Here is an 18,324-nt window from a genome sequence, read left to right as displayed (position 1 = left end):
CGGGCGTCAGCAGAGCCGCCGCGTGATCGCGGCGGCCAGCCGTCCGGCGGCGCCGGGCGCGTGACCCAGGAAGAGGGACGGCTCGCTCAGCTCCAGTTCCAGCAGGACGGGCGAGCCGTCGGGGCCGGGGAGCAGGTCGACCCTGGCGTACAGCAGGTCCGGCGGGGCCGCGGCCAGGACGTCGCGGGCCAGTGCCAGCTCGGCGGGAGAGGGCTCTCTTGGAGTGATCTGCTCCCGTTCGTCCTTCTCGTCGGTGATGATCTCCTGGACCCCGCTGCCGGGGGTGAGGATCGGCGCCTTGCGCACGGCGTGGCTGAACTCTCCGTCGAAGAAGATCAGGGCGGTCTCGCCCGCGCTGTCCACGGCGTCGAGGTAGGGCTGGACCATGACGGTGCGGCCCTCGGCGCGCAGCCGGTCCAGATGGGCGCGGGCCGAGGCCGCCTCGACGGCCGACCAGCGGGCGGTGTCCCGCGAGCCGGCCGACACCGCGGGCTTGATCACGTACTCCGGCCATTCGGGCAGGTCCTCGGGGTCCCACAGGGTGGGGACGACCGGGACGCCGGCCGCGGCCAGGTCCCGCAGGTACCTCTTGTCGGTGTTCCAGCGCAGGACGTCGGCCCGGTTGGCCAGGTTGCCGATCCCGTCGGCCCAGGCCAGGAACTCCTCCAGGCGGACGATGTAGTCCCAGGTGTTGCGGACGACCACGAGGTCGAACGCCGCCCAGTCCGCGCCGGAGTCCCAGACCACGGGCTCGGCGGTGTGCCCGTGGCCCGCCAGCGCCTCACGCAGCGCGGGGAGGTCCTCGTCCCCGTCCGGCAGGCCGGCGAAAGTAGCAATCGCGATTCTCACGAAGAACCAGGGTAAAGCCCGGTTTTTCGTATAACGAACCGGACTGTCCCCGGACGGGACCGCCGCCCGGGGATGGTCCTCAGCGCACCGGGTGCCCGGCGCTCCTGATCGCGTCCTTCACCTCGGAGATCTTCAGCTCGCCGAAGTGGAAGACCGAGGCGGCCAGCACCGCGTCGGCCCCTGCGGCGACGGCCGGGGCGAAGTGCTCCAGCGCGCCCGCGCCGCCGCTGGCGATCACCGGAACGGTGACCACCCCGCGGACCCGCGCCAGCATCTCCAGGTCGAACCCGCTCTTGGTGCCGTCGGCGTCCATGGAGTTGAGCAGGATCTCCCCCACCCCGAGCTCCTCGGCCCTGCGCGACCACTCGATCGCGTCGATGCCGGTGCCCTTGCGCCCGCCGTGGGTGGTCACCTCGAAGCCGGACGGTGTGTCCGCGCAGCGCCGGGCGTCCACCGACAGCACGATGCACTGCGAGCCGAACCGGTGCGCCGCCTCGCGCAGGAACTCCGGCCGGGCGATCGCCGCGGTGTTGATCGACACCTTGTCGGCCCCCGCCCGCAGCAGTTTGTCCACGTCCTCGACCGTCCGGACGCCGCCGCCCACGGTCAGCGGGATGAACACCTGCTCGGCGGTCCGCCGGACCACGTCGTAGGTGGTGGACCTGTCCCCGGACGAGGCGGTGATGTCCAGGAACGTCAGCTCGTCCGCGCCCTCGGCGTCGTAGCGGCGGGCCAGCTCCACCGGGTCGCCCGCGTCACGCAGGTTCTGGAAGTTGACCCCCTTGACGACACGGCCCGCGTCGACGTCCAGACAGGGGATCACTCGGATGGCGACGGTCATGTGATCACATCTCCCGCGTAGGCGTCGACCTCGACCTCGACCAGCATGCGCGGGTCGATCAGCCCGGCCACCAGCAGCAGGCTGGAGGCGGGCCTGACGTCGCCGAACAACGAGCCGTGGGCGCGTCCCACGGCCTCGACGTGCTCGGCGCCCGTCACGTACATGCGCGTGCGCACCACGTCCTTGGGCGACAGGCCCAGGCGCTCCAGCGACCACAGCGCCACCTGGAAGGCGGTGCGGGCCTGTTCGTAGGCGTCGCCGACGTGGACGACCTCGCCGTCGACCACGGAGGTGCAGCCGGACACGAAGGCCATGTCCCCGGCCAGCACGGCGCGGGAGTAGCCGAAGGCCTCCTCCCACGGGCCGCCCGACGAGATCCGTTCGATCATCGAACGGCCTCCAGCGCCTCTTGGAGGGTGAAGGCCTGCGCGTACAGGGCCTTGCCGACGATCGCGCCCTCGACGCCCTCGGGGACCAGGGTCGCCAGCGCCCGCAGGTCGTCCAGGGAGGAGACGCCGCCGGAGGCGACGACCGGCTTGTCGGTGCGGCGGCACACCTCGCGCAGCAGCTCGACGTTCGGGCCGCGCAGGGTGCCGTCCTTGGTGACGTCGGTGACGACGTAGCGCGGGCAGCCGTCCTTCTCCAGGCGCTCCAGGACCTCCCAGAGGTCGCCGCCCTCCTGGGTCCAGCCGCGGGCGGCCAGGGTGGTGCCCCGGACGTCCAGGCCGACGGCGATGCGGTCGCCGAACTCGGAGATGATCTTGCGGCACCACTCGGGGTTCTCCAGCGCGGCGGTGCCGATGTTCACCCGGGCGCAGCCGGTGTCCAGGGCCGCGCGCAGGGAGGCGTCGTCGCGGATGCCGCCGGACAGTTCGACCTTGACGTCCAGCCGGCCGGTCACCTCGCGCAGCAGTTCACGGTTGGAGCCGCGGCCGAAGGCGGCGTCCAGGTCGACGAGGTGGATCCACTCGGCGCCGGCGCTCTGCCAGGCCAGCGCGGCGTCGAGGGGGTTGCCGTAGGAGGTCTCGGTGCCGGCCTCGCCCTGCACCAGGCGTACGGCCTGGCCATCGGCGACGTCAACGGCGGGAAGCAGCGTCAGGGTCATGACCCACCACCCTACCGGCCGGGCCCTGACCGGCCGAAACGCATTATCCTTGCACCTGCGATTACTCTCCGGTCGTGATCCGGATCACGTTGTTAACATTCACGAAATCCGGCGGACACATCGGCGCGGACCATCAGAGGTGTGCCTCGACATGGATCGGTCCAGTACGGCCGTTACCTCCCCATCGAAGAACACGCGATCGTCGGCGACCTGCGCACCGTCGCACTCGTCGGCACCGACGGGACCATCGACTGGTTCTGCCCCGGCCGGTTCGACTCCCCGTCGTTGTTCGCCTCGCTGCTGGACGCCAAGAAGGGCGGCTTCTTCTCGCTGTCCTGCCGGACGGGCAGCCGCCCCAAGCAGCTCTACCTGCCAGACACCAACATCCTGATGACCCGGTTCCTGACCGCCGAGGCGGTCGGCGAGGTCATCGACTTCATGGTGCCGGAGACCAGCGCCTCGGCCCTCCCCCGCGACCTGCTGGTCCGCCAGGCGCGGGCCGTGCGCGGCCGGGCCACCTTCGAGCTGGCGTGCTATCCGGCGTTCGACTACGGGCGGGTCCCGCACGAGGTCGAGGTCGTCGAGGGGGTCGGCGCGGTCTTCACCTCCCAGGCCGGACGGTTCGTGCTGCGCTCCAGCGTCCCGCTCCGCCGGGACGAGGACGGCGTGTACGCCGTGTTCACCCTGGACGAGGGCGAGACGGTGGACGTCGTGCTGGAGTGGGGCGGCCAGGTCCACCCGCTGGTCGCGGGCGAGGCCGACCAGTTGTTCCTGCGCACCCAGGAGTACTGGCAGAACTGGATCGGCCAGTCCCGCTACCGGGGCCGGTGGCGGGAGATGGTGCACCGCTCGGCGCTGGCGCTCAAGCTGCTCGTCTACCACCCCACCGGCGCGCTGGTGGCCGCGCCGACCACCTCCCTGCCCGAGGGCATCGGAGGGGTCCGCAACTGGGACTACCGCTACACCTGGCTGCGCGACTCGGCGTTCACCATCTACTCCCTGATGACGCTGGGCTTCCTGGAGGAGGCCTCGGCGTTCATGGAGTGGCTCCAGCACCGCTGCGAGGAGGCGACGCTGGAACGTGACATCATGATCATGTACTCGGTGGACGGCAGCGACAAGCTGCCCGAGCACACCCTGGACCACCTGGAGGGCTACCGGGGCTCGCGGCCGGTCCGCATCGGCAACGGCGCCGCCGGGCAGCGCCAGCTGGACGTGTACGGCGAGCTCATGGACGCGGTCTACCTCTACAACCGCGAGGTGCCGATCTCCTACGATCTGTGGCAGGGCCTGTCCCAGCGGCTGGACTGGCTGGCCGACCACTGGGAGGAGCCCGACGAGGGCATCTGGGAGGTGCGCGGCGGCCGCCGGCGCTTCACCTACTCGGCCCTGATGACCTGGACGGCCTTCGAGCGCGCCGGACGCCTGGCCCGCGACCGGGGCCTGCCCGCGCGGATCAACAAGTGGCAGCGCCTGGCCGCCCGCGCCTACCGGTTCGTCCAGCAGGAGTGCTGGGACCCGGAGCTGGGCGCCTACGTCATGCATCCGGGCAGCAAGCTGCTGGACGCCTCGGTGCTGTGCATGCCGATGGTCAAGTTCAGCGGCCCGACCGACCCGCGCTTCCTCATGACGCTCGACCGGATCGGCACCGAGCTTGTCTCCGACAGCCTGGTCCACCGGTACGCCCACACCGGCCACGACGGGCTGGACGGGGAGGAGGGCACGTTCAACCTCTGCAGCTTCTGGTACGTGGACGCCCTCACCCAGGCGGGACGGGTGAAGGAGTCACGCATGATCTTCGAGAAGATGTTGACCTACGCCAACCACGTCGGCCTGTACGCCGAGGAGATCGGCCCGTCCGGCGAGGCCCTCGGCAACTTCCCGCAGGCCTTCACCCACCTGGCGCTGATCAGCTCGGCGGTCAACCTGGACCGCGCGCTGGACCGCTCCTGAACCCGCCGCGGACGGCCGGAGGCGGAGGCGCGTGCCGCCTCCGTCCGTCCGCGGTGCCCCTTTCCCGCTTCAGGCGGCGGGCCGGTAGCGCTGCTCCCGGGTGGCGCTGCCGACGTAGCGCAGCATGGTCCGCAGCGCCATCCGGTTGATCCCGTCGGGCACCGCCTCCCATCCCCGGCTGATCGCCTGGCACCTCGCCGCGAAGACGAGCCTGTCCATGGCGCTCCACGGGATGCCGAAGCGCTCCCGGACGATCTCCGGCATGCAGCCGAAGGCGGACGAGCGGGCGCCCGGCTCGGCCACCAGGGAGGCGGCCCGGCCGATCAGCGCGGGCGCGTTCGGCAGCACCGAGATGCCCCGTCCGTGCAGGGCGATGTCCAGTGCCCGGTCCGCGGCGGGGTTGGGGGCCAGTTCCTCCGCGCAGATGCGGTGGAACTTCGCGCGGAAGGCGGCGTAGTCGCCGGGGACGGGCTTCATGCTCATCCCGTACCGCTCGTACCACTCGACCGTCTCGGCGTAGAGCTCCTCCTCCTGGTCGGCGGTGAGGGTCTCGGGGTGGAACAGCTCCACCGACCGGAAGATCTCCCAGGTGAAGGTGGCGTGCGCCCACCAGAACGTCTCGGGATCCAGTGCGTGGTAGCGCCGCCCCTGCTCCACGCCCTTGATCCCGGTGTGCAGGTCCCGGATCCGCAGGGCCCGCTCCGCGGCGTCCGGTTCGAAGATGCTCGCCCAGATCTGCGGCACCGACCGGTAGATGCGTCCGAACGGATCGGAGAAGAACTCCGAGTGCTCGGCGACCCCCGCCCCCAACGGCGGGTACAGGAGCTGCATCAGCCCCGCGCTGGCACCGGGGATCAGGGATCTGAAGTCTCCGGCGTACTTCCACAGCAGTGAACCTGGCGCGATCATGGCACCTCCACCAAGCAAGCGTCTGCTTACAAAGTAGCGGAGGTGAGACAAAAATAAAAGACTGTCTCAGCGTCGGTCGAACACGAGGAAGGCACCGATCGGAAAGACCAGCAGCGAGACGACCAGTACCCCGAACCTGGCCATCGACGGGAGGCCGAGCAGCCAGGCCGCCCCCTGGAGCGCGAGGAACACGGCCGCGACGCCCAGCGCCCGCCTGCGCCTCCCGCGCGCTGCCGCGCCCGGCGCCGTCCTCGGCAGCCGTCCCCGCATCCGCCGCCACCGCTCCCGGCGGCGCGCCTCACGCTCCGCCCCGGCCCGCCGCTTCTCGGCCAGCCGCGCCGCCGCGGCCTCCCGCTCGGCCCTGCGCCGCGCCCGCTCTCTGCTCACCGTCCGAGTATCGGGTGCCGCGAGGACCGCGGCCACCCGCGACCCCGGAGAACGCCGCCTCGACGGGCCGGAAACGACGACGCCCCGGCCTTCCAGGCCGGGGCGTCGTCCACGTTCGCGTTCAGAGGGTGCCGAGCCAGTTCTTCAGCAGCTGGGCGCCGGCGTCACCGGACTTCTCCGGGTGGAACTGGGCCGCGCTGAGGGGACCGTTCTCGACCGCGGCCACGAAGCGTTCGCCGTGCTCGGCCCAGGTGACCAGCGGGGGCTGGAGGGTGCTGTCCTGCAGTTCCCAGGTGCGCACGCCGTAGGAGTGCACGAAGTAGAAGCGGGTGTCGGGGTCGAGGCCGGCGAAGAGCACCGACTCCGGCGGGGCCTCGACGGTGTTCCAGCCCATGTGCGGCAGCACGGGGGCCTCCAGCCGCTCGACGGTGCCGGGCCACTCGCCGCAGCCCTCGGTGGTGATGCCGTGCTCGACGCCCTTGCCGAAGAGGATCTGCATGCCGACGCAGATGCCCAGGACCGGACGGCTCCCGGCCAGGCGGCGGCCGATGATCCGCTCGCCCTTGACCGCCTTCAGGCCCTCCATGCAGGCGGCGAAGGCGCCCACGCCGGGCACGACCAGCCCGTCGGCCTCCAGCGCCTCCTCGAAGTCGGAGGTGACCGTGACGTCCGCGCCGACGCGGGCGACGGCGCGCTCGGCCGACCTGAGGTTGCCCGAGCCGTAGTCCAGAACGACGACCTTCTTCACTACATCCTCCCCAGACCCGCGACGAACGACAGGACGGCCAGCATCAGCACGATGATGGCCGCGCCCTTCAACCCCTGCTTGAAGAAGCTGTAGACCCCGGTCAGGAAGAACAGGGACAACGCGAACAGGAACAGCGCGAACGTCGGGAAGGTGGTCCCGAAGAGGTTGATCCCCCCTTCCGCCAGCACCGCCGACGCCGTGACACCGCCTGAGGCCGTCACAGAGCGCCCTTGGTGGAGGGGATCCCGTGCACCCGCGGATCGAGCTCGGAGGCGTACCTCAGTGCCCGCGCCAGCGCCTTGAACTGCGCCTCGACGATGTGGTGCGCGTTGCGCCCGTAGGGGACGTGGACGTGCAGGGCGATCTCGGCGCTCGCCACGAACGACTCGAAGATGTGCCGGGTCATCGTGGTGTCGTAGTCCGGGCCGATCATCGGGGCCATGCCCTCGGGCTCGGAGTGCACCAGGTAGGGGCGGCCCGACAGGTCCACCGTCACCTGGGCGAGGGACTCGTCCAGCGGGATCGAGGCGTCGGCGAACCGGCGGATGCCGCGCTTGTCGCCCAGCGCCTGCTTGAACGCCCGGCCCAGCGCGATCGAGGTGTCCTCGATCGTGTGGTGGCTGTCGATGTGCAGGTCCCCGTCGGTCTTGACGGTGAGGTCGAACGAGCCGTGTTTGCCCAGCTGGGCCAGCATGTGGTCGAAGAACCCGACCCCGGTCGCCACGTCGACCTCGCCGGTGCCGTCCAGGTCGATCTCGACCAGGACCTTGGTCTCCTTGGTGCCCCGCTCCACGCGGCCGACACGGCTCACACTGACTCCTTCAAAGCTCTGCGGAAAGCTGCCATCTCCTCGGGCGTCCCCACCGTCACCCGCAACCAGGCCGGGGGGCCGACCACGCGGATGAGCACGCCGTGGTCGAGCATCCGCCGCCACACGGCGTCCCGGTCGGAGAACTCCCCGAACAGGACGAAGTTGGCGTCGGAGTCGGCCACCTCGAACCCCTCGCCGCGCAGCCACTCGACGGTGGCGTCGCGCTCCCGGCGGAGCTCGCCGACGTAGCCGAGCAGCTCCTCCCGGAACGACAGCGCGGTACGGGCGACCGTCTGGGTGACCGTGGACAGGTGGTAGGGCATGCGGACCAGCAGCAGGGCGTCCAGCACCGCGGGATCGGCCGCCAGGTAGCCCACGCGCGCGCCCGCGAGGGCGAACGCCTTGGACATCGTACGGGTGACGATCAGCCGCGGGTTGCCGGGCAGCAGTTCCAGCGCCGAGGGCGTGTCCTCCCGCCGGAACTCGCCGTAGGCCTCGTCGACCACCACCATGCCGGGCGCGACGTCCAGCACCGCCTTGATCGCCCCGTGGTCCAGCGCGGTGCCGGTCGGGTTGTTCGGCGAGGTGAGGAACACCACGTCGGGCCGGTGCTCGACGATGGCGGCGACGGCCCGCTCGGCCTCCAGGCCGAAGTCCTCGGCGCGGAAGGCGTTGATCCAGCGGGTGTTGGCGACCTTGGTGATCGTCGGGTGCATCGAGTACGACGGCTCGAAGCCCAGCGCGGTGCGCCCCGGGCCGCCGAAGGCCTGCAGGATCTGCAGGATGATCTCGTTGGAGCCGTTGGCGGCCCACACCTGAGAGGCGTCCAGGTGCACCCCGGCCTCGGCGTTCAGGTACGCCGCCAGGTCCGCGCGCAGCGCCGTGGCGTCGCGGTCGGGGTAGCGGTTGAGCGAGGCGGCGGCCTCGGCCACCGCCTCCCCCAGGGCCCGCACCAGCTCCGGCGACGGGCCGTAAGGGTTCTCGTTGGTGTTCAGCTGGACCGGGACGTCCAGCTGCGGAGCCCCGTAGGGCTTCTCCCCGCGCAGGTCGTCCCGCAGCGGCAGGTCCTCCAGCGAGCTCAAGACGGGATCTCCCAGTCGAAGCGGGCCTTGAGCGCGGAGCCGTGCGCGGGCAGGTCCTCGGATTCGGCGAGCGCGACGACCATGGCCGTGGCCTCGGCCAGCGCGGCGCGGTCGTAGTCGACCACGTGGATGCCGCGCAGGAAGGACTGCACCGACAGACCGGAGGAGTGGCAGGCGCAGCCGCCGGTCGGCAGCACGTGGTTGGAGCCGGCCAGGTAGTCGCCCAGGGAGACCGGGGAGTGGTCGCCGACGAAGATCGCGCCGGCGTTGCGCACCCGGGCCGCGACCGCCGCGGCGTCCGCGGTGTGGATCTCCAGGTGCTCGGCGGCGTAGGCGTCGACCACGGCCAGTCCGTCGTCCGTCGAGGAGACCAGGATGATCGCCGACTGCCTGCCCGACAGCGCCTCGGCGACCCGCTCGCGGTGCTTGGTGCGCGCCACCTGCTCGGCCAGCTCGGCGACGACGGCCTCGGCCAGGTCCTCGGAGTCGGTGACCAGCACGGACGCGGCGATGGTGTCGTGCTCGGCCTGGCTGATCAGGTCGGCCGCGACATAGGCGGGGTTGGCGGTGGCGTCCGCCAGGATCGCGATCTCGGTGGGGCCGGCCTCGGCGTCGATGCCGACGACTCCGCGCAGGTGCCGCTTGGCGGCGGCCACCCAGATCGAGCCGGGTCCGGTGATCAGGTCAACCCGCGGGCACTCCTCGGTGCCGTAGGCGAACATCGCCAGGCTCTGCGCCCCGCCCGCGGCGTAGACCTCGTCCACGCCCAGCAGCGCGCAGGCCGCCAGGATGGCCGGGTGCGGCAGCCCGCCGAACTCCTTCTGGGCGGGCGAGGTGACGGCCAGCGAGCGCACCCCGGCCTCCTGGGCGGGGACCACGTTCATGACCACGCTGGAGGGGTAGACGGCCTTGCCGCCCGGCACGTACAGGCCGACCCGGTCGACCGGCACCCACCGCTCGGTGACGGTGCCGCCGGGCACCACCTGGGTGGTGACGTCGGTGCGGCGCTGGGCGCGGTGCACGATCCGGGTGCGCCGGATCGCCTCCTCCAGGGCGTCGCGCACCGCGGGGTCGAGCCCCTCCAGCGCGTCGGTGATCGCCTGGGCGGGCACCCGCGTGGTGGTCAGCTCGACACCGTCGAAATCCCTGGTGTAACGCAGCACCGCCTCGACGCCGTGATGCCGGACGTCCTCACAGATCGGCCGCACCTTCTCCAGGGCGGCCTCGACGTCGAAGTCGGCTCGGGGCATCACGGAGCGCAGGTCGTCCGGCAGGGCGCCGCGCAGGTCGATTCGGGAAATCACGCAGCTCAGTCTACGGAAGGCCGGGCCCTGACCCGCAATCGAGTTTCAGGAGGCGAGATGACATTCGCGACACTCCCCTGCCTTTCGCCCGGGAATATCTACACGTGCAGGGTCGTCTCCCAGTTCTTGAACCTGCCGTACTCGTCGAAGATCGCCCTGGCGGTGCCCCCGCCGGGCAGCCTCGCCTCGGTCACCGCCCCCGACTGGCGGAAGGGGACCCGGTGATGGGACAGGAAGCGGGTCAGGGTCAGCCGGGGGTCCGCCGGGAAGAGCGCCACCGCGTTCGTGATCAGTGAGGGCACCGGGATCGGGTCGAAGGCGGCCGTGGGCACCTGCGGGTCGTCCACCTGAAGGTAGGCCGAGCCCCCGTCGTAGCCGGCGCCGATGTAGCCCGAGCCGGCCAGCGCCCCGGACGCGGCCAGCGCGACCAGCTCGCCGCCGTGCGCGGCGGGCCCCCGGTACCAGGACAGGTCGAGCTCGGGGGTGGTGAACTCGGGGATGGCCAGCCGCTCGCCCAGCTCCCGGACGGCCAGGGTGGGCGCGACCGCGGGATGCTCGGGCCCGAACTGCCGGTTGGCCCAGCCCCACAGCCAGGTGCGCTCACCGGCCGCGTAGCTGCCCAGCAGCCCCACCCGGACGGTGACGCCGCCGCTGGTGTAGGTCCGCGCCCCGAGGTCCGCGCTCCAGTCGGCGCGGGGCAGATATCCCGCCAGGGTCTCCTGCTGCTGCAGGGCGATGGCGGACAGCGCGGCACCCAGGCGTTCGAACGCCGAGCTGAATCCTGACATGACCGGAACACTACCTGGGGGTGCCGACTTTGCGCTCCCTTCACCAAGGCACCCTTTCCCCCGCGTTACGCTGCGAGAGATCAGCTTTCCGGGACGTCAGGAGCGTGGGTTTTGGGGCGGCTAGTGAGGATCTGGGGGATCACCACCGGGGTGCTCGCGCTGCTGGGCCTGGTCGCCGGACTACTGTGGTCCCGGCTGGCCGAGCGGCCCGAGTACGTGGTCGTCAACGGACGCGCCTACCCGGCCGACTCGGAGTCGGAGGTGCTCATCGGCGCGGACGGCACGCTGGCCGCGATCTGCGTGGCCGTGGGGCTGCTGGCGGGCGCCGTCGCCTACTGGCGGGCCGGTCGCTCCAACGAGGTGCCGCTGGTGCTCGGCCTGTTCGCCGGCGGGCTGCTCGGCTCCCTCCTCGCCTGGTGGCTGGGCCACCGGTTCGGCCTGGACGGCTTCGAGCACACCGTGGCGACCGCCGCGAACGGCACCCGGGTCACCGGGCCGCTGGACCTCGGCGCGACCGCCGTGGTGACGCTGCAGCCGCTGGTCTCGGTGATCGTCTTCGGGATGCTGGAGGCGCTGGACGCCGCCGGCCGGCTACGCCCCGCCTATCACGGCGGTCCTGGCTTCGGTGAGCCGCAGCAGGTCCGCCGGGGCGAGTTCGATCTGCAGGCCGCGCCGCCCGGCCGAGACGTAGACCGTCGGGAAGTCTGAGGCGCTCTCGTCGACCACCACGGGCAGCCGCTTGCGCTGTCCCAGCGGGCTGATCCCGCCCACCACGTACCCGGTGGCCCGTTCCGCGTCGGCCGGAGCCGCCATCTGGGCGCGCTTGCCGCCGACGGCGGCGGCCAGCGCCTTGAGGTCCAGCCGGCCCGACACCGGGACCACCCCCACCGTCAGGCTCCCGTCCACCTCGGCCAGCAGGGTCTTGAACAGCCGCTCCGGGGGGACTCCCAGCGCCGCGGCCGCCGCCTCGCCGTAGGACTCGGCGGAGGCGTCGACCTCGTACGGGTGCAGCGTGAACACGATCCCGGCCCTGGACGCGGCGACGGTGGCCGGGGTCCCCCCGGACGCCGCCTTCGCCCCCTTCGACACTCTCGCCATGGCGGTCATCCTAGGCGGCCGGGGAGATCACACGGCGCCGATGTTCCACGGGAGAGACGGGCGGGAAGGGTGGTGGCATGACGGAAGCGCCGCAGAAACTCCTGGTGATCGGGTTCGACGATCCGCTGAAGGCGGGCGAGTTCATGCTCACCGCGCTGCGGATGCAGAAGAACGGGCAGGTGCGCCTGCACGACGCGGTGTTCATCGAACGCGCGGAGGACGGCGGGTCCACCGTCCGGGAGACCCAGGACTTCACCCCCGGCAAGGGGGCGCTGGGCGCGGGGATGTGGGGGCTGCTGCTGGGCACCCTGTTCGGCGGGCCGCTCGGAGGCCTCATCGGCGGCGCGGCCGGCGCCGGCGGCGGGGCGCTGCTGGGCAGGCTCATCGACACCGGGATCAAGGACGAGAAGATCACCGAACTGCGCGAGGCCGTCCCTCCGGGAAGTACCGCGCTGGCCCTGCTGCTCAGCCACCTGTCGCTGGCCGACCTGCAGAACGAGCTCGCCCGGTTCCCCGGGGCGCGGTTCGTGGAGTCGGACCTGTACGACGCCGCGATCCACGCCGTCCGGGTGAGCCTGGGCGAGATCCGGGAGTGACCGGGCCCGGTAGCCGGGCCGGGCTCCCCGGTTCAGGACTCGGCGGCGACGATGTCCAGGGCCTTCTGCAGGTCCTCGGGGTAGGGGCTGGTGAACTCGACGTACTCGTCCGTGGCCGGGTGCATGAAACCCAGGCGGACGGCGTGCAGCCACTGCCGGGTGACGCCCAGCCGGGCCGCCAGGGTCGGGTCGGCCCCGTAGAGCATGTCCCCCACGCAGGGGTGGCGCAGCGCCGACATGTGCACCCGGATCTGGTGGGTGCGGCCGGTCTCCAGGGTGATGTCCAGCAGGGACGCGGCCCGGAACGCCTCGATCGTGTCGTAGTGGGTGACCGACGGGCGGCCGCCCGCGACCACCGCGAACCTGCCGCTGCCCGAGGGGTGCCGGTCGATCGGGGCGTCGACCGTGCCGCGGAACGGGTCGGGGTGGCCCTGGACCAGCGCGTGGTAGCGCTTGTCGACCTCCCGCTCCCGGAAGGCGCTCTTCAGCCTGGAGTAGGCCAGTTCGCTCTTGGCCACGACCATGCAGCCGGTGGTGTTGGCGTCCAGCCGGTGGACGATGCCCTGCCTCTCGGCCGCGCCGCTGGTCGCCACGGTGTGCCCGGTGCCCAGCAGGCCGCCGATGACCGTGGGCCCGGTCCAGCCCGTGGTGGGGTGGGCCGCGACCCCGATGGGCTTGTTCACCACGATGATGTGCTCGTCCTCGTAGAGGATCGTCATGCCCGGCACCGGCTCGGGCACCGCGACGGGCGCGGCCGGCGGCGGCGGAAGGACGACCTCCAGCCAGGAGCCCGCCGTGACCCGGTCGGACTTGGCGACGTCCCGGCCGTCCAGCTGGACGTCGCCGGCGGCGATCACCTCGGCGGCGCGGGAGCGGGAGAGGCCGAACAGCCGCGCCAGGGCGGCGTCCACCCTCTCGCCCTCCAGGCCCTCGGGAACGTAGAGGGAGCGGTGGTCGCTCATACGGCGTCCTCCCCGCTGGTCTCCGCGTCCTTCCGCCCGGCGGACCCGACGGGCCCGGCCTTCTCGCCGGTGTCGCGGGTGCCGTCGAGCTGGTAGCCGCGGGCGGCCAGGACGACGGCGAGCACGCCGCCGCAGACGATGGCGGAGTCGGCCAGGTTGAACACCGGCCAGTTGGGCCACTCGATCCAGTCGACCACATGGCCCTGGAAGGCGCCCGGCGCCCGGAGGACACGGTCGATCAGGTTGCCCAGCGCGCCCCCGAGCAGCAGGCCCAGGCTCAGCGCCCAGGGCAGGCTGCGCAGGTCCCGCGCGGTGCGCACGATGGCGATCACCACGCCGATGGCGATGATGGTGAACACCCAGGTCATGCCCGTGCCGATGGAGAAGGCGGCCCCGCTGTTGCGGGTGACCCGCAGCGTGGTCAGCCCGCCCAGCAGCTCGATCGGCCGCTCGCCCTCCAGCCCGGCCACCACCAGGATCTTGGTGATCTGGTCGGCCAGCAGCGCCGTGAGGGCCACCGCCGTCAGGACGGCGATACGACGGGGCCGGGACCCCGTCTCCGTCCCGGAGGCGGTCCCGGCTCCGTCTCCCTCGTTCTGGATCTCGCTCAGCGTCGTTCCTCGCGTTGTTTGCATTTCACACATAGCGTCGCACGCGGGAAGGCCTGAAGGCGTGCCTTGCCTATGGCCTTGCCGCATTCCTCACAGACACCATAGGTGCCCGCCTCTATTCGCGCGATCGCGCGCTCGTTCTGCTGCAGGAGGTCACGCGAGTTGTTGGTGAGCGCCAACTCGTGTTCGCGTTCATAGGTCTTGGCGCCCGCGTCCGCCTGGTCGTCCCCGGCCCCCTCGCCCAGATCCGTGCCCTCGGCCGCCTGGGACAGGGCGGCGGCGATCTCCGCGGAGAGCTCCCGCGCCTCGGCGGTCAGCCTGGTCCGCACCGCCTCCAGCTCCTCCGCGGTCCAGCGTTCCTCCCCTTCTCGGACCGGGAGCTTCTCTGCCTTCTTGGCCTCCTGGGCCACGCTTGCGGTGCCGGCCATGTCGGTCCCCCTAGCGTTGATCTTGTTATCGACTGGCAGTGCGGGCAGCATAGGTCTCCCTCCGGGGTGCGGCAAACAACACCGTTTGGTCACCACCCGCATATGCCCCACGACAAGCCGTCACGAACCGCGCAGTTGACCGAGCTTCTGTGTGAGCAGGGTCACATCTCCGTCAACCTCGATGACCTTCTCGCGGCTTGTGGCGCCGGAGAGCAGCCGGACGTCTCTGCGCCTTATCCCCAGGGCTTTCGCGACGGCCTCCAGCGCCGCCTCGGTCGCCTGACCCTCCACCGCGCGGGCGGTGACCTTGACGACCAGCGCGTCGCCGTGGGTGCCGCCGACCTTCGTGCGCGACGCCCCGGGCCCCACCCTGATCGCTACTTTGATCGTCATATTTCACCCTTCTATGGGATATTCCTGACCGTAATTCGAGTCGAACACGGGCCCGCGCGCCCCGTACAATCGTGTCAGTCCATGGCAAGGCAGTGATGAGGCCATCACCTCGGAGCCGCCGGAAGAACAGCCCCGAGCCCGGGAGAGCCCGGAGCCCAGTAGAACCGGCAGCCGGACGCCAACGAAGCGGATCACGCGCGATCGTCGCCGCGTGGTCAAGGAGGGTGGTACCGCGGCCCGTTCGGGTCGTCCCTTCAAGGACAGTCCTTACCGTCTTGGAGGTCGTACCACCGTGTCCTTCCGTCCTCTTCCCGCGCAGGTCGATCTGCCGGCCCTCGAACGCGACCTGCTGCGCCGCTGGCAGGACGAGAAGATCTTCCAGCGGTCGCTCGAACGCAACGCGGACGGCCCCCGCTGGGTCTTCTACGAAGGTCCGCCCACCGCCAACGGCATGCCCGGCGTGCACCACGTCGAGGCCCGCGTCTTCAAGGACGTCTTCCCCCGGTTCAAGACCATGCAGGGCTACCACGTGCCCCGCAAGGCCGGCTGGGACTGCCACGGCCTGCCCGTCGAGGTCGCGGTGGAGAAGGAGCTCGGCCTGTCGGGCAAGCCGCAGATCGAGGCCTACGGCATCGCCGAGTTCAACGAGCGCTGCCGCGCCTCGGTCATGCGCCACACCGACGCCTTCGAGGAGCTCACCGAGCGGATGGGCTACTGGGTGGACCTCCACCAGGCCTACCGCACCATGGACCCCTCCTACATCGAGTCGGTCTGGTGGTCCCTGAAGGTCATCTGGGAGAAGGACCTCCTCTTCCGCGACCACCGGATCACCCCCTACTGCCCCCGCTGCGGCACCGGCCTGTCCGACCACGAGCTCGGCCAGCCCGGCGGCTACGAGACGGTCAGCAGCCCCTCGGTCTACGTGCGGATGCCCGTCACCTCCGGCCGCTTCGAGGGCGCCGACCTGCTCATCTGGACCACCACCCCGTGGACGCTGGTCTCCAACACCGCCGTCGCCGTCCACCCCGGCGTCACCTACGTGGTGGCGGAGAAGGACGGCGAGAAGCCCGTCATCGTCGCCGAGCCTCTGCTGGAGAGCGCGCTGGGCGAGGGCTGGACCGTCCGGGAGTCCTTCTCCGGCTCCGAGCTGGAGCGCACCCCCTACAGCCGCCCGTTCGAACTGGTCGAGATCCCCGGCGCGCACTTCGTGCTGCTCGCCGAGTACGTCACCGTCGAGGACGGCACCGGCCTGGTCCACCAGGCGCCGGCCTTCGGCGCCGACGACCTCCAGACGTGCAAGCGCTACGGGCTGCCCGTCGTCAACCCCATCGGCCCCGACGGCCGCTTCCTGGAGGACGTCCCGACGGTCGGCGGCGTCTTGTTCAAGGAGGCCGACGAGGCGCTGACCGCCGACCTGCGGGAACGCGGCCTGCTCTTCCGCGGCTCGCACTTCGAGCACAGCTACCCGCACTGCTGGCGCTGCCACTCGGCGCTGCTGTACTACGCGCTGCCCGCCTGGTACATCCGTACCACCGCCGTCAAGGACGAGCTGCTGCGCGAGAACGCCGGCACCAACTGGTTCCCCGAGACCATCAAGGAGGGCCGGTACGGCGAGTGGCTGCGCAACAACGTCGACTGGTCGCTGTCGCGCTCCCGCTACTGGGGCACCCCGCTGCCGCTGTGGCTGTGCCCCGACGAGCACGTCACCTGCGTCGGCTCCCTCAAGGAGCTGTCGGAACTGGCCGGCGAGGACCACTCCGAACTCGACCCGCACCGCCCGTTCGTCGACGACGTGACCTTCCCCTGCCCGGTCTGCGCCCAGACGGCGACCCGCGTCCCCGACGTCATCGACGCCTGGTACGACTCGGGCTCCATGCCGTTCGCCCAGCACGGCGCGCCCTACCGGGGCCAGGAGGAGTTCGAGCAGGCCTACCCCGCGCAGTTCATCTGCGAGGCCACCGACCAGACCCGCGGCTGGTTCTACTCCCTCATGGCCGTCGGCACCCTGGTGTTCGACAGGTCCTCCTATGAGAACGTGCTGTGCCTCGGGCTGATCCTCGCCGAGGACGGGCGCAAGATGTCCAAGCACCTGGGCAACGTGCTGCAGCCGCTGCCGCTGATGGACCAGCACGGCGCCGACGCCCTGCGCTGGTTCATGGCCTGCTCCGGCTCGCCGTGGGCGGCCCGCCGGGTCGGCCACAACGTGCTGGAGGAGATCGTCCGCAAGGTCCTGCTGACCTACTGGAACACCGCCTCCTTCTTCGTCCTGTACTCCAACGCGGCCGCCTCGCAGGGCAACGCCTGGACGCCCGACCGGCTCGGCGAGGCCCCCGCCCCCGCCGACCGGCCGCTGCTGGACCGGTGGGCGCTGGCCGAACTGAACCGCACGGTCTCCGAGGTCACCGAGGCGCTGGAGGTCTTCGACACCCAGGCCGCGGGACGCCGGCTCGGCGAGTTCGTCGACGACCTGTCCAACTGGTACGTCCGCCGGTCCCGCCGCCGGTTCTGGGAGGGCCCGACCACCCCGGAGAACAGCTCGGCGTTCGCGACCCTGTACGAGTGCCTGGAGACGCTGACCCGGCTCATGGCCCCGCTGGTGCCGTTCGTCACCGACCACGTCTGGGACGTGATCCGGCCCGAGGGCTCCCCCGAGTCGGTGCACCTGGCGTCCTGGCCGAAGGTCGACGCCGCGCTGCTGGACGCCGACCTGACCGCGCAGATGGCGCTGGTCCGGCGGCTGGTCGACCTGGGCCGCGCCGCCCGGACGTCCTCGTCGGTGCGCATCCGCCAGCCGCTCGGCCGGGCCCTGGTCGGCGCGCCCGGCTGGGCCTCCCTGCCCGGCGAGCTGCGCGCCCAGATCGCCGAGGAGCTGAACGTCGGCTCCTTCGAGGACCTGTCCTCCATCGGCGGCGACCTGGTCGAATACGAGGTCAAGCCCAATTTCCGCGAGCTGGGCAAGCGCTTCGGCAAGCAGACGCCGCTGGTCGCCAAGGCGGTCACCGCCTCCGAGCCGGCGGGGCTCGTCACCGCCCTGCGCCGGGCGGGCTCCTTCACCGCCGAGGTGCCCGAGGTCGGCACGGTCGAGCTCGGCCCCGACGACGTGATCGTCACCGAGCGCCCCCGTTCCGGCTGGGCCGTGGAGTCGGCGGCGGGCGAGACCCTCGCGCTCGACCTGGAGATCACCGCGGAGCTGCGCCGGGCGGGCCTGGCCCGCGAGGCCGTCCGGATGATCCAGGACGCCCGCAAGCAGTCCGGCCTGGAGGTCACCGACCGCATCACCCTGGCCTGGTCCGCCTCCGACCCGGAGATGGGCGAGGCGCTGCGCGAGCACGGCGCGGACATCGGCGGCGAGGTCCTCGCCACCTCCTTCACCGAACTGGAGCCCGGCGCCGAACCCACCCACCACGAGGCGGACCTCGGCCTGTCCTTCGTCCTGAAGAAGGCCTGACCTCCCGCGAG

The 18,324-nt window shown here is 71.4% G+C and carries 21 protein-coding genes; 4 read left to right on the top strand and 17 right to left on the bottom strand.

What is annotated here, in order from left to right; all coding sequences use genetic code 11:
• Positions 1 to 6: 6 nt before the first annotated feature.
• From ABGB12_RS09340 to priA, 4 genes are all read right to left on the bottom strand, one after another.
• A complete protein-coding gene (locus ABGB12_RS09340; protein ID WP_347675914.1) occupies positions 7 to 849 on the bottom strand; it encodes a hypothetical protein in 843 nt (280 codons plus the stop codon).
• Positions 850 to 928: 79 nt separating this feature from the next.
• Entirely contained in the window at positions 929 to 1,690 is a 762-nt protein-coding gene (hisF, locus tag ABGB12_RS09335) for an imidazole glycerol phosphate synthase subunit HisF (protein ID WP_347675912.1), read from the bottom strand.
• Positions 1,687 to 2,079 (bottom strand): RidA family protein, encoded by a 393-nt coding sequence (locus ABGB12_RS09330; RefSeq protein WP_347675910.1) that lies wholly within the window; start codon positions 2,077 to 2,079, stop codon positions 1,687 to 1,689. Before ABGB12_RS09330 ends, hisF begins: the two co-directional genes overlap by 4 nt.
• Positions 2,076 to 2,795 (bottom strand): bifunctional 1-(5-phosphoribosyl)-5-((5-phosphoribosylamino)methylideneamino)imidazole-4-carboxamide isomerase/phosphoribosylanthranilate isomerase PriA, encoded by a 720-nt coding sequence (gene priA, locus ABGB12_RS09325; RefSeq protein WP_347675908.1) that lies wholly within the window; start codon positions 2,793 to 2,795, stop codon positions 2,076 to 2,078. The genes ABGB12_RS09330 and priA overlap by 4 nt, the downstream gene beginning before the upstream one ends.
• Before the next feature lie 141 nt (positions 2,796 to 2,936).
• Here priA and ABGB12_RS09320 point away from each other — a divergent pair, with 141 nt between their 5' ends.
• A complete protein-coding gene (locus ABGB12_RS09320) occupies positions 2,937 to 4,748 on the top strand; it encodes a glycoside hydrolase family 15 protein (protein WP_347675906.1) in 1,812 nt (603 codons plus the stop codon).
• A gap of 69 nt (positions 4,749 to 4,817) precedes the next feature.
• On the opposite strand, the gene ABGB12_RS09315 is transcribed toward ABGB12_RS09320, so the two are convergent.
• The 8 genes from ABGB12_RS09315 to ABGB12_RS09280 form a co-directional block, all read right to left on the bottom strand.
• A complete protein-coding gene (locus ABGB12_RS09315) occupies positions 4,818 to 5,657 on the bottom strand; it encodes an oxygenase MpaB family protein (protein ID WP_347675904.1) in 840 nt (279 codons plus the stop codon).
• Between the two features lie 66 nt (positions 5,658 to 5,723).
• On the bottom strand, positions 5,724 to 6,044 hold the full coding sequence (locus ABGB12_RS09310; protein WP_347675902.1) for a hypothetical protein: 321 nt from the start codon (positions 6,042 to 6,044) through the stop codon (positions 5,724 to 5,726).
• Positions 6,045 to 6,165: 121 nt separating this feature from the next.
• A complete protein-coding gene (gene hisH / locus ABGB12_RS09305; protein ID WP_347675900.1) occupies positions 6,166 to 6,792 on the bottom strand; it encodes an imidazole glycerol phosphate synthase subunit HisH in 627 nt (208 codons plus the stop codon).
• Positions 6,792 to 7,013 carry a hypothetical protein gene (locus tag ABGB12_RS09300; protein ID WP_347675898.1) on the bottom strand — a complete coding sequence of 74 codons (222 nt, stop codon included), beginning with the start codon at positions 7,011 to 7,013 and terminating at the stop codon, positions 6,792 to 6,794. Before ABGB12_RS09300 ends, hisH begins: the two co-directional genes overlap by 1 nt.
• Positions 7,010 to 7,603: an imidazoleglycerol-phosphate dehydratase HisB gene (gene hisB, locus ABGB12_RS09295; RefSeq protein WP_347675896.1), complete on the bottom strand. Its 594-nt coding sequence runs from the start codon at positions 7,601 to 7,603 to the stop codon at positions 7,010 to 7,012. The genes ABGB12_RS09300 and hisB overlap by 4 nt, the downstream gene beginning before the upstream one ends.
• Positions 7,600 to 8,685 carry a histidinol-phosphate transaminase gene (locus ABGB12_RS09290; protein WP_347675894.1) on the bottom strand — a complete coding sequence of 362 codons (1,086 nt, stop codon included), beginning with the start codon at positions 8,683 to 8,685 and terminating at the stop codon, positions 7,600 to 7,602. Before ABGB12_RS09290 ends, hisB begins: the two co-directional genes overlap by 4 nt.
• Positions 8,682 to 9,989 (bottom strand): histidinol dehydrogenase, encoded by a 1,308-nt coding sequence (hisD, locus tag ABGB12_RS09285; RefSeq protein ID WP_347675892.1) that lies wholly within the window; start codon positions 9,987 to 9,989, stop codon positions 8,682 to 8,684. Before hisD ends, ABGB12_RS09290 begins: the two co-directional genes overlap by 4 nt.
• A gap of 98 nt (positions 9,990 to 10,087) precedes the next feature.
• Positions 10,088 to 10,777 carry a DUF6882 domain-containing protein gene (locus ABGB12_RS09280; RefSeq protein WP_347675890.1) on the bottom strand — a complete coding sequence of 230 codons (690 nt, stop codon included), beginning with the start codon at positions 10,775 to 10,777 and terminating at the stop codon, positions 10,088 to 10,090.
• 111 nt (positions 10,778 to 10,888) lie between these two features.
• Between ABGB12_RS09280 and ABGB12_RS09275 the strand changes: the two genes are divergently transcribed.
• Entirely contained in the window at positions 10,889 to 11,485 is a 597-nt protein-coding gene (locus tag ABGB12_RS09275; protein WP_347675888.1) for a hypothetical protein, read from the top strand.
• Here the strand turns inward: ABGB12_RS09275 and ybaK are convergent.
• Positions 11,369 to 11,875: a Cys-tRNA(Pro) deacylase gene (gene ybaK / locus ABGB12_RS09270; RefSeq protein WP_347675886.1), complete on the bottom strand. Its 507-nt coding sequence runs from the start codon at positions 11,873 to 11,875 to the stop codon at positions 11,369 to 11,371. The genes ABGB12_RS09275 and ybaK overlap by 117 nt on opposite strands.
• Before the next feature lie 77 nt (positions 11,876 to 11,952).
• Between ybaK and ABGB12_RS09265 the strand changes: the two genes are divergently transcribed.
• Entirely contained in the window at positions 11,953 to 12,471 is a 519-nt protein-coding gene (locus tag ABGB12_RS09265; RefSeq protein ID WP_347675884.1) for a DUF1269 domain-containing protein, read from the top strand.
• Positions 12,472 to 12,503: 32 nt separating this feature from the next.
• On the opposite strand, the gene ABGB12_RS09260 is transcribed toward ABGB12_RS09265, so the two are convergent.
• From ABGB12_RS09260 to ABGB12_RS09245, 4 genes are all read right to left on the bottom strand, one after another.
• Positions 12,504 to 13,433, bottom strand: a complete 930-nt coding sequence (locus ABGB12_RS09260; RefSeq protein ID WP_347675882.1) for an RluA family pseudouridine synthase — start codon at positions 13,431 to 13,433, stop codon at positions 12,504 to 12,506.
• On the bottom strand, positions 13,430 to 14,068 hold the full coding sequence (gene lspA / locus ABGB12_RS09255) for a signal peptidase II (protein ID WP_347675880.1): 639 nt from the start codon (positions 14,066 to 14,068) through the stop codon (positions 13,430 to 13,432). The genes ABGB12_RS09260 and lspA overlap by 4 nt, the downstream gene beginning before the upstream one ends.
• The gene (locus ABGB12_RS09250; protein ID WP_347675878.1) at positions 14,041 to 14,472 is read right to left on the bottom strand and encodes a TraR/DksA C4-type zinc finger protein; all 432 of its coding nucleotides are present in this window, start codon (positions 14,470 to 14,472) and stop codon (positions 14,041 to 14,043) included. Before ABGB12_RS09250 ends, lspA begins: the two co-directional genes overlap by 28 nt.
• A gap of 120 nt (positions 14,473 to 14,592) precedes the next feature.
• Positions 14,593 to 14,865, bottom strand: a complete 273-nt coding sequence (locus tag ABGB12_RS09245; protein ID WP_347675876.1) for a DUF167 domain-containing protein — start codon at positions 14,863 to 14,865, stop codon at positions 14,593 to 14,595.
• Positions 14,866 to 15,157: 292 nt separating this feature from the next.
• Here ABGB12_RS09245 and ileS point away from each other — a divergent pair, with 292 nt between their 5' ends.
• The gene (gene ileS / locus ABGB12_RS09240) at positions 15,158 to 18,313 is read left to right on the top strand and encodes an isoleucine--tRNA ligase (RefSeq protein ID WP_347675874.1); all 3,156 of its coding nucleotides are present in this window, start codon (positions 15,158 to 15,160) and stop codon (positions 18,311 to 18,313) included.
• Positions 18,314 to 18,324: the final 11 nt, after the last annotated feature.

Source organism: Actinocorallia sp. B10E7, assembly GCF_039871655.1.
Lineage (GTDB): Bacteria > Actinomycetota > Actinomycetes > Streptosporangiales > Streptosporangiaceae > Actinocorallia.
This window is presented reverse-complemented; position numbering and strand designations above follow the sequence as displayed.

Excerpts from the sequence above, each read along its gene's own strand:
- priA (WP_347675908.1), bottom strand. The coding sequence starts at position 2,795 with ATGACCCTGACGCTGCTTCCCGCCGTTGACGTCGCCGATGGCCAGGCC.
- ABGB12_RS09245 (WP_347675876.1), bottom strand. The coding sequence starts at position 14,865 with ATGACGATCAAAGTAGCGATCAGGGTGGGGCCCGGGGCGTCGCGCACG.
- ABGB12_RS09330 (WP_347675910.1), bottom strand. The coding sequence starts at position 2,079 with ATGATCGAACGGATCTCGTCGGGCGGCCCGTGGGAGGAGGCCTTCGGC.
- lspA (WP_347675880.1), bottom strand. The coding sequence starts at position 14,068 with ATGCAAACAACGCGAGGAACGACGCTGAGCGAGATCCAGAACGAGGGA.
- ABGB12_RS09280 (WP_347675890.1), bottom strand. The coding sequence starts at position 10,777 with ATGTCAGGATTCAGCTCGGCGTTCGAACGCCTGGGTGCCGCGCTGTCC.
- ABGB12_RS09265 (WP_347675884.1), top strand. The coding sequence starts at position 11,953 with ATGACGGAAGCGCCGCAGAAACTCCTGGTGATCGGGTTCGACGATCCG.
- hisF (WP_347675912.1), bottom strand. The coding sequence starts at position 1,690 with ATGACCGTCGCCATCCGAGTGATCCCCTGTCTGGACGTCGACGCGGGC.
- ABGB12_RS09260 (WP_347675882.1), bottom strand. The coding sequence starts at position 13,433 with ATGAGCGACCACCGCTCCCTCTACGTTCCCGAGGGCCTGGAGGGCGAG.
- ybaK (WP_347675886.1), bottom strand. The coding sequence starts at position 11,875 with ATGGCGAGAGTGTCGAAGGGGGCGAAGGCGGCGTCCGGGGGGACCCCG.
- ABGB12_RS09250 (WP_347675878.1), bottom strand. The coding sequence starts at position 14,472 with ATGGCCGGCACCGCAAGCGTGGCCCAGGAGGCCAAGAAGGCAGAGAAG.
- ABGB12_RS09315 (WP_347675904.1), bottom strand. The coding sequence starts at position 5,657 with ATGATCGCGCCAGGTTCACTGCTGTGGAAGTACGCCGGAGACTTCAGA.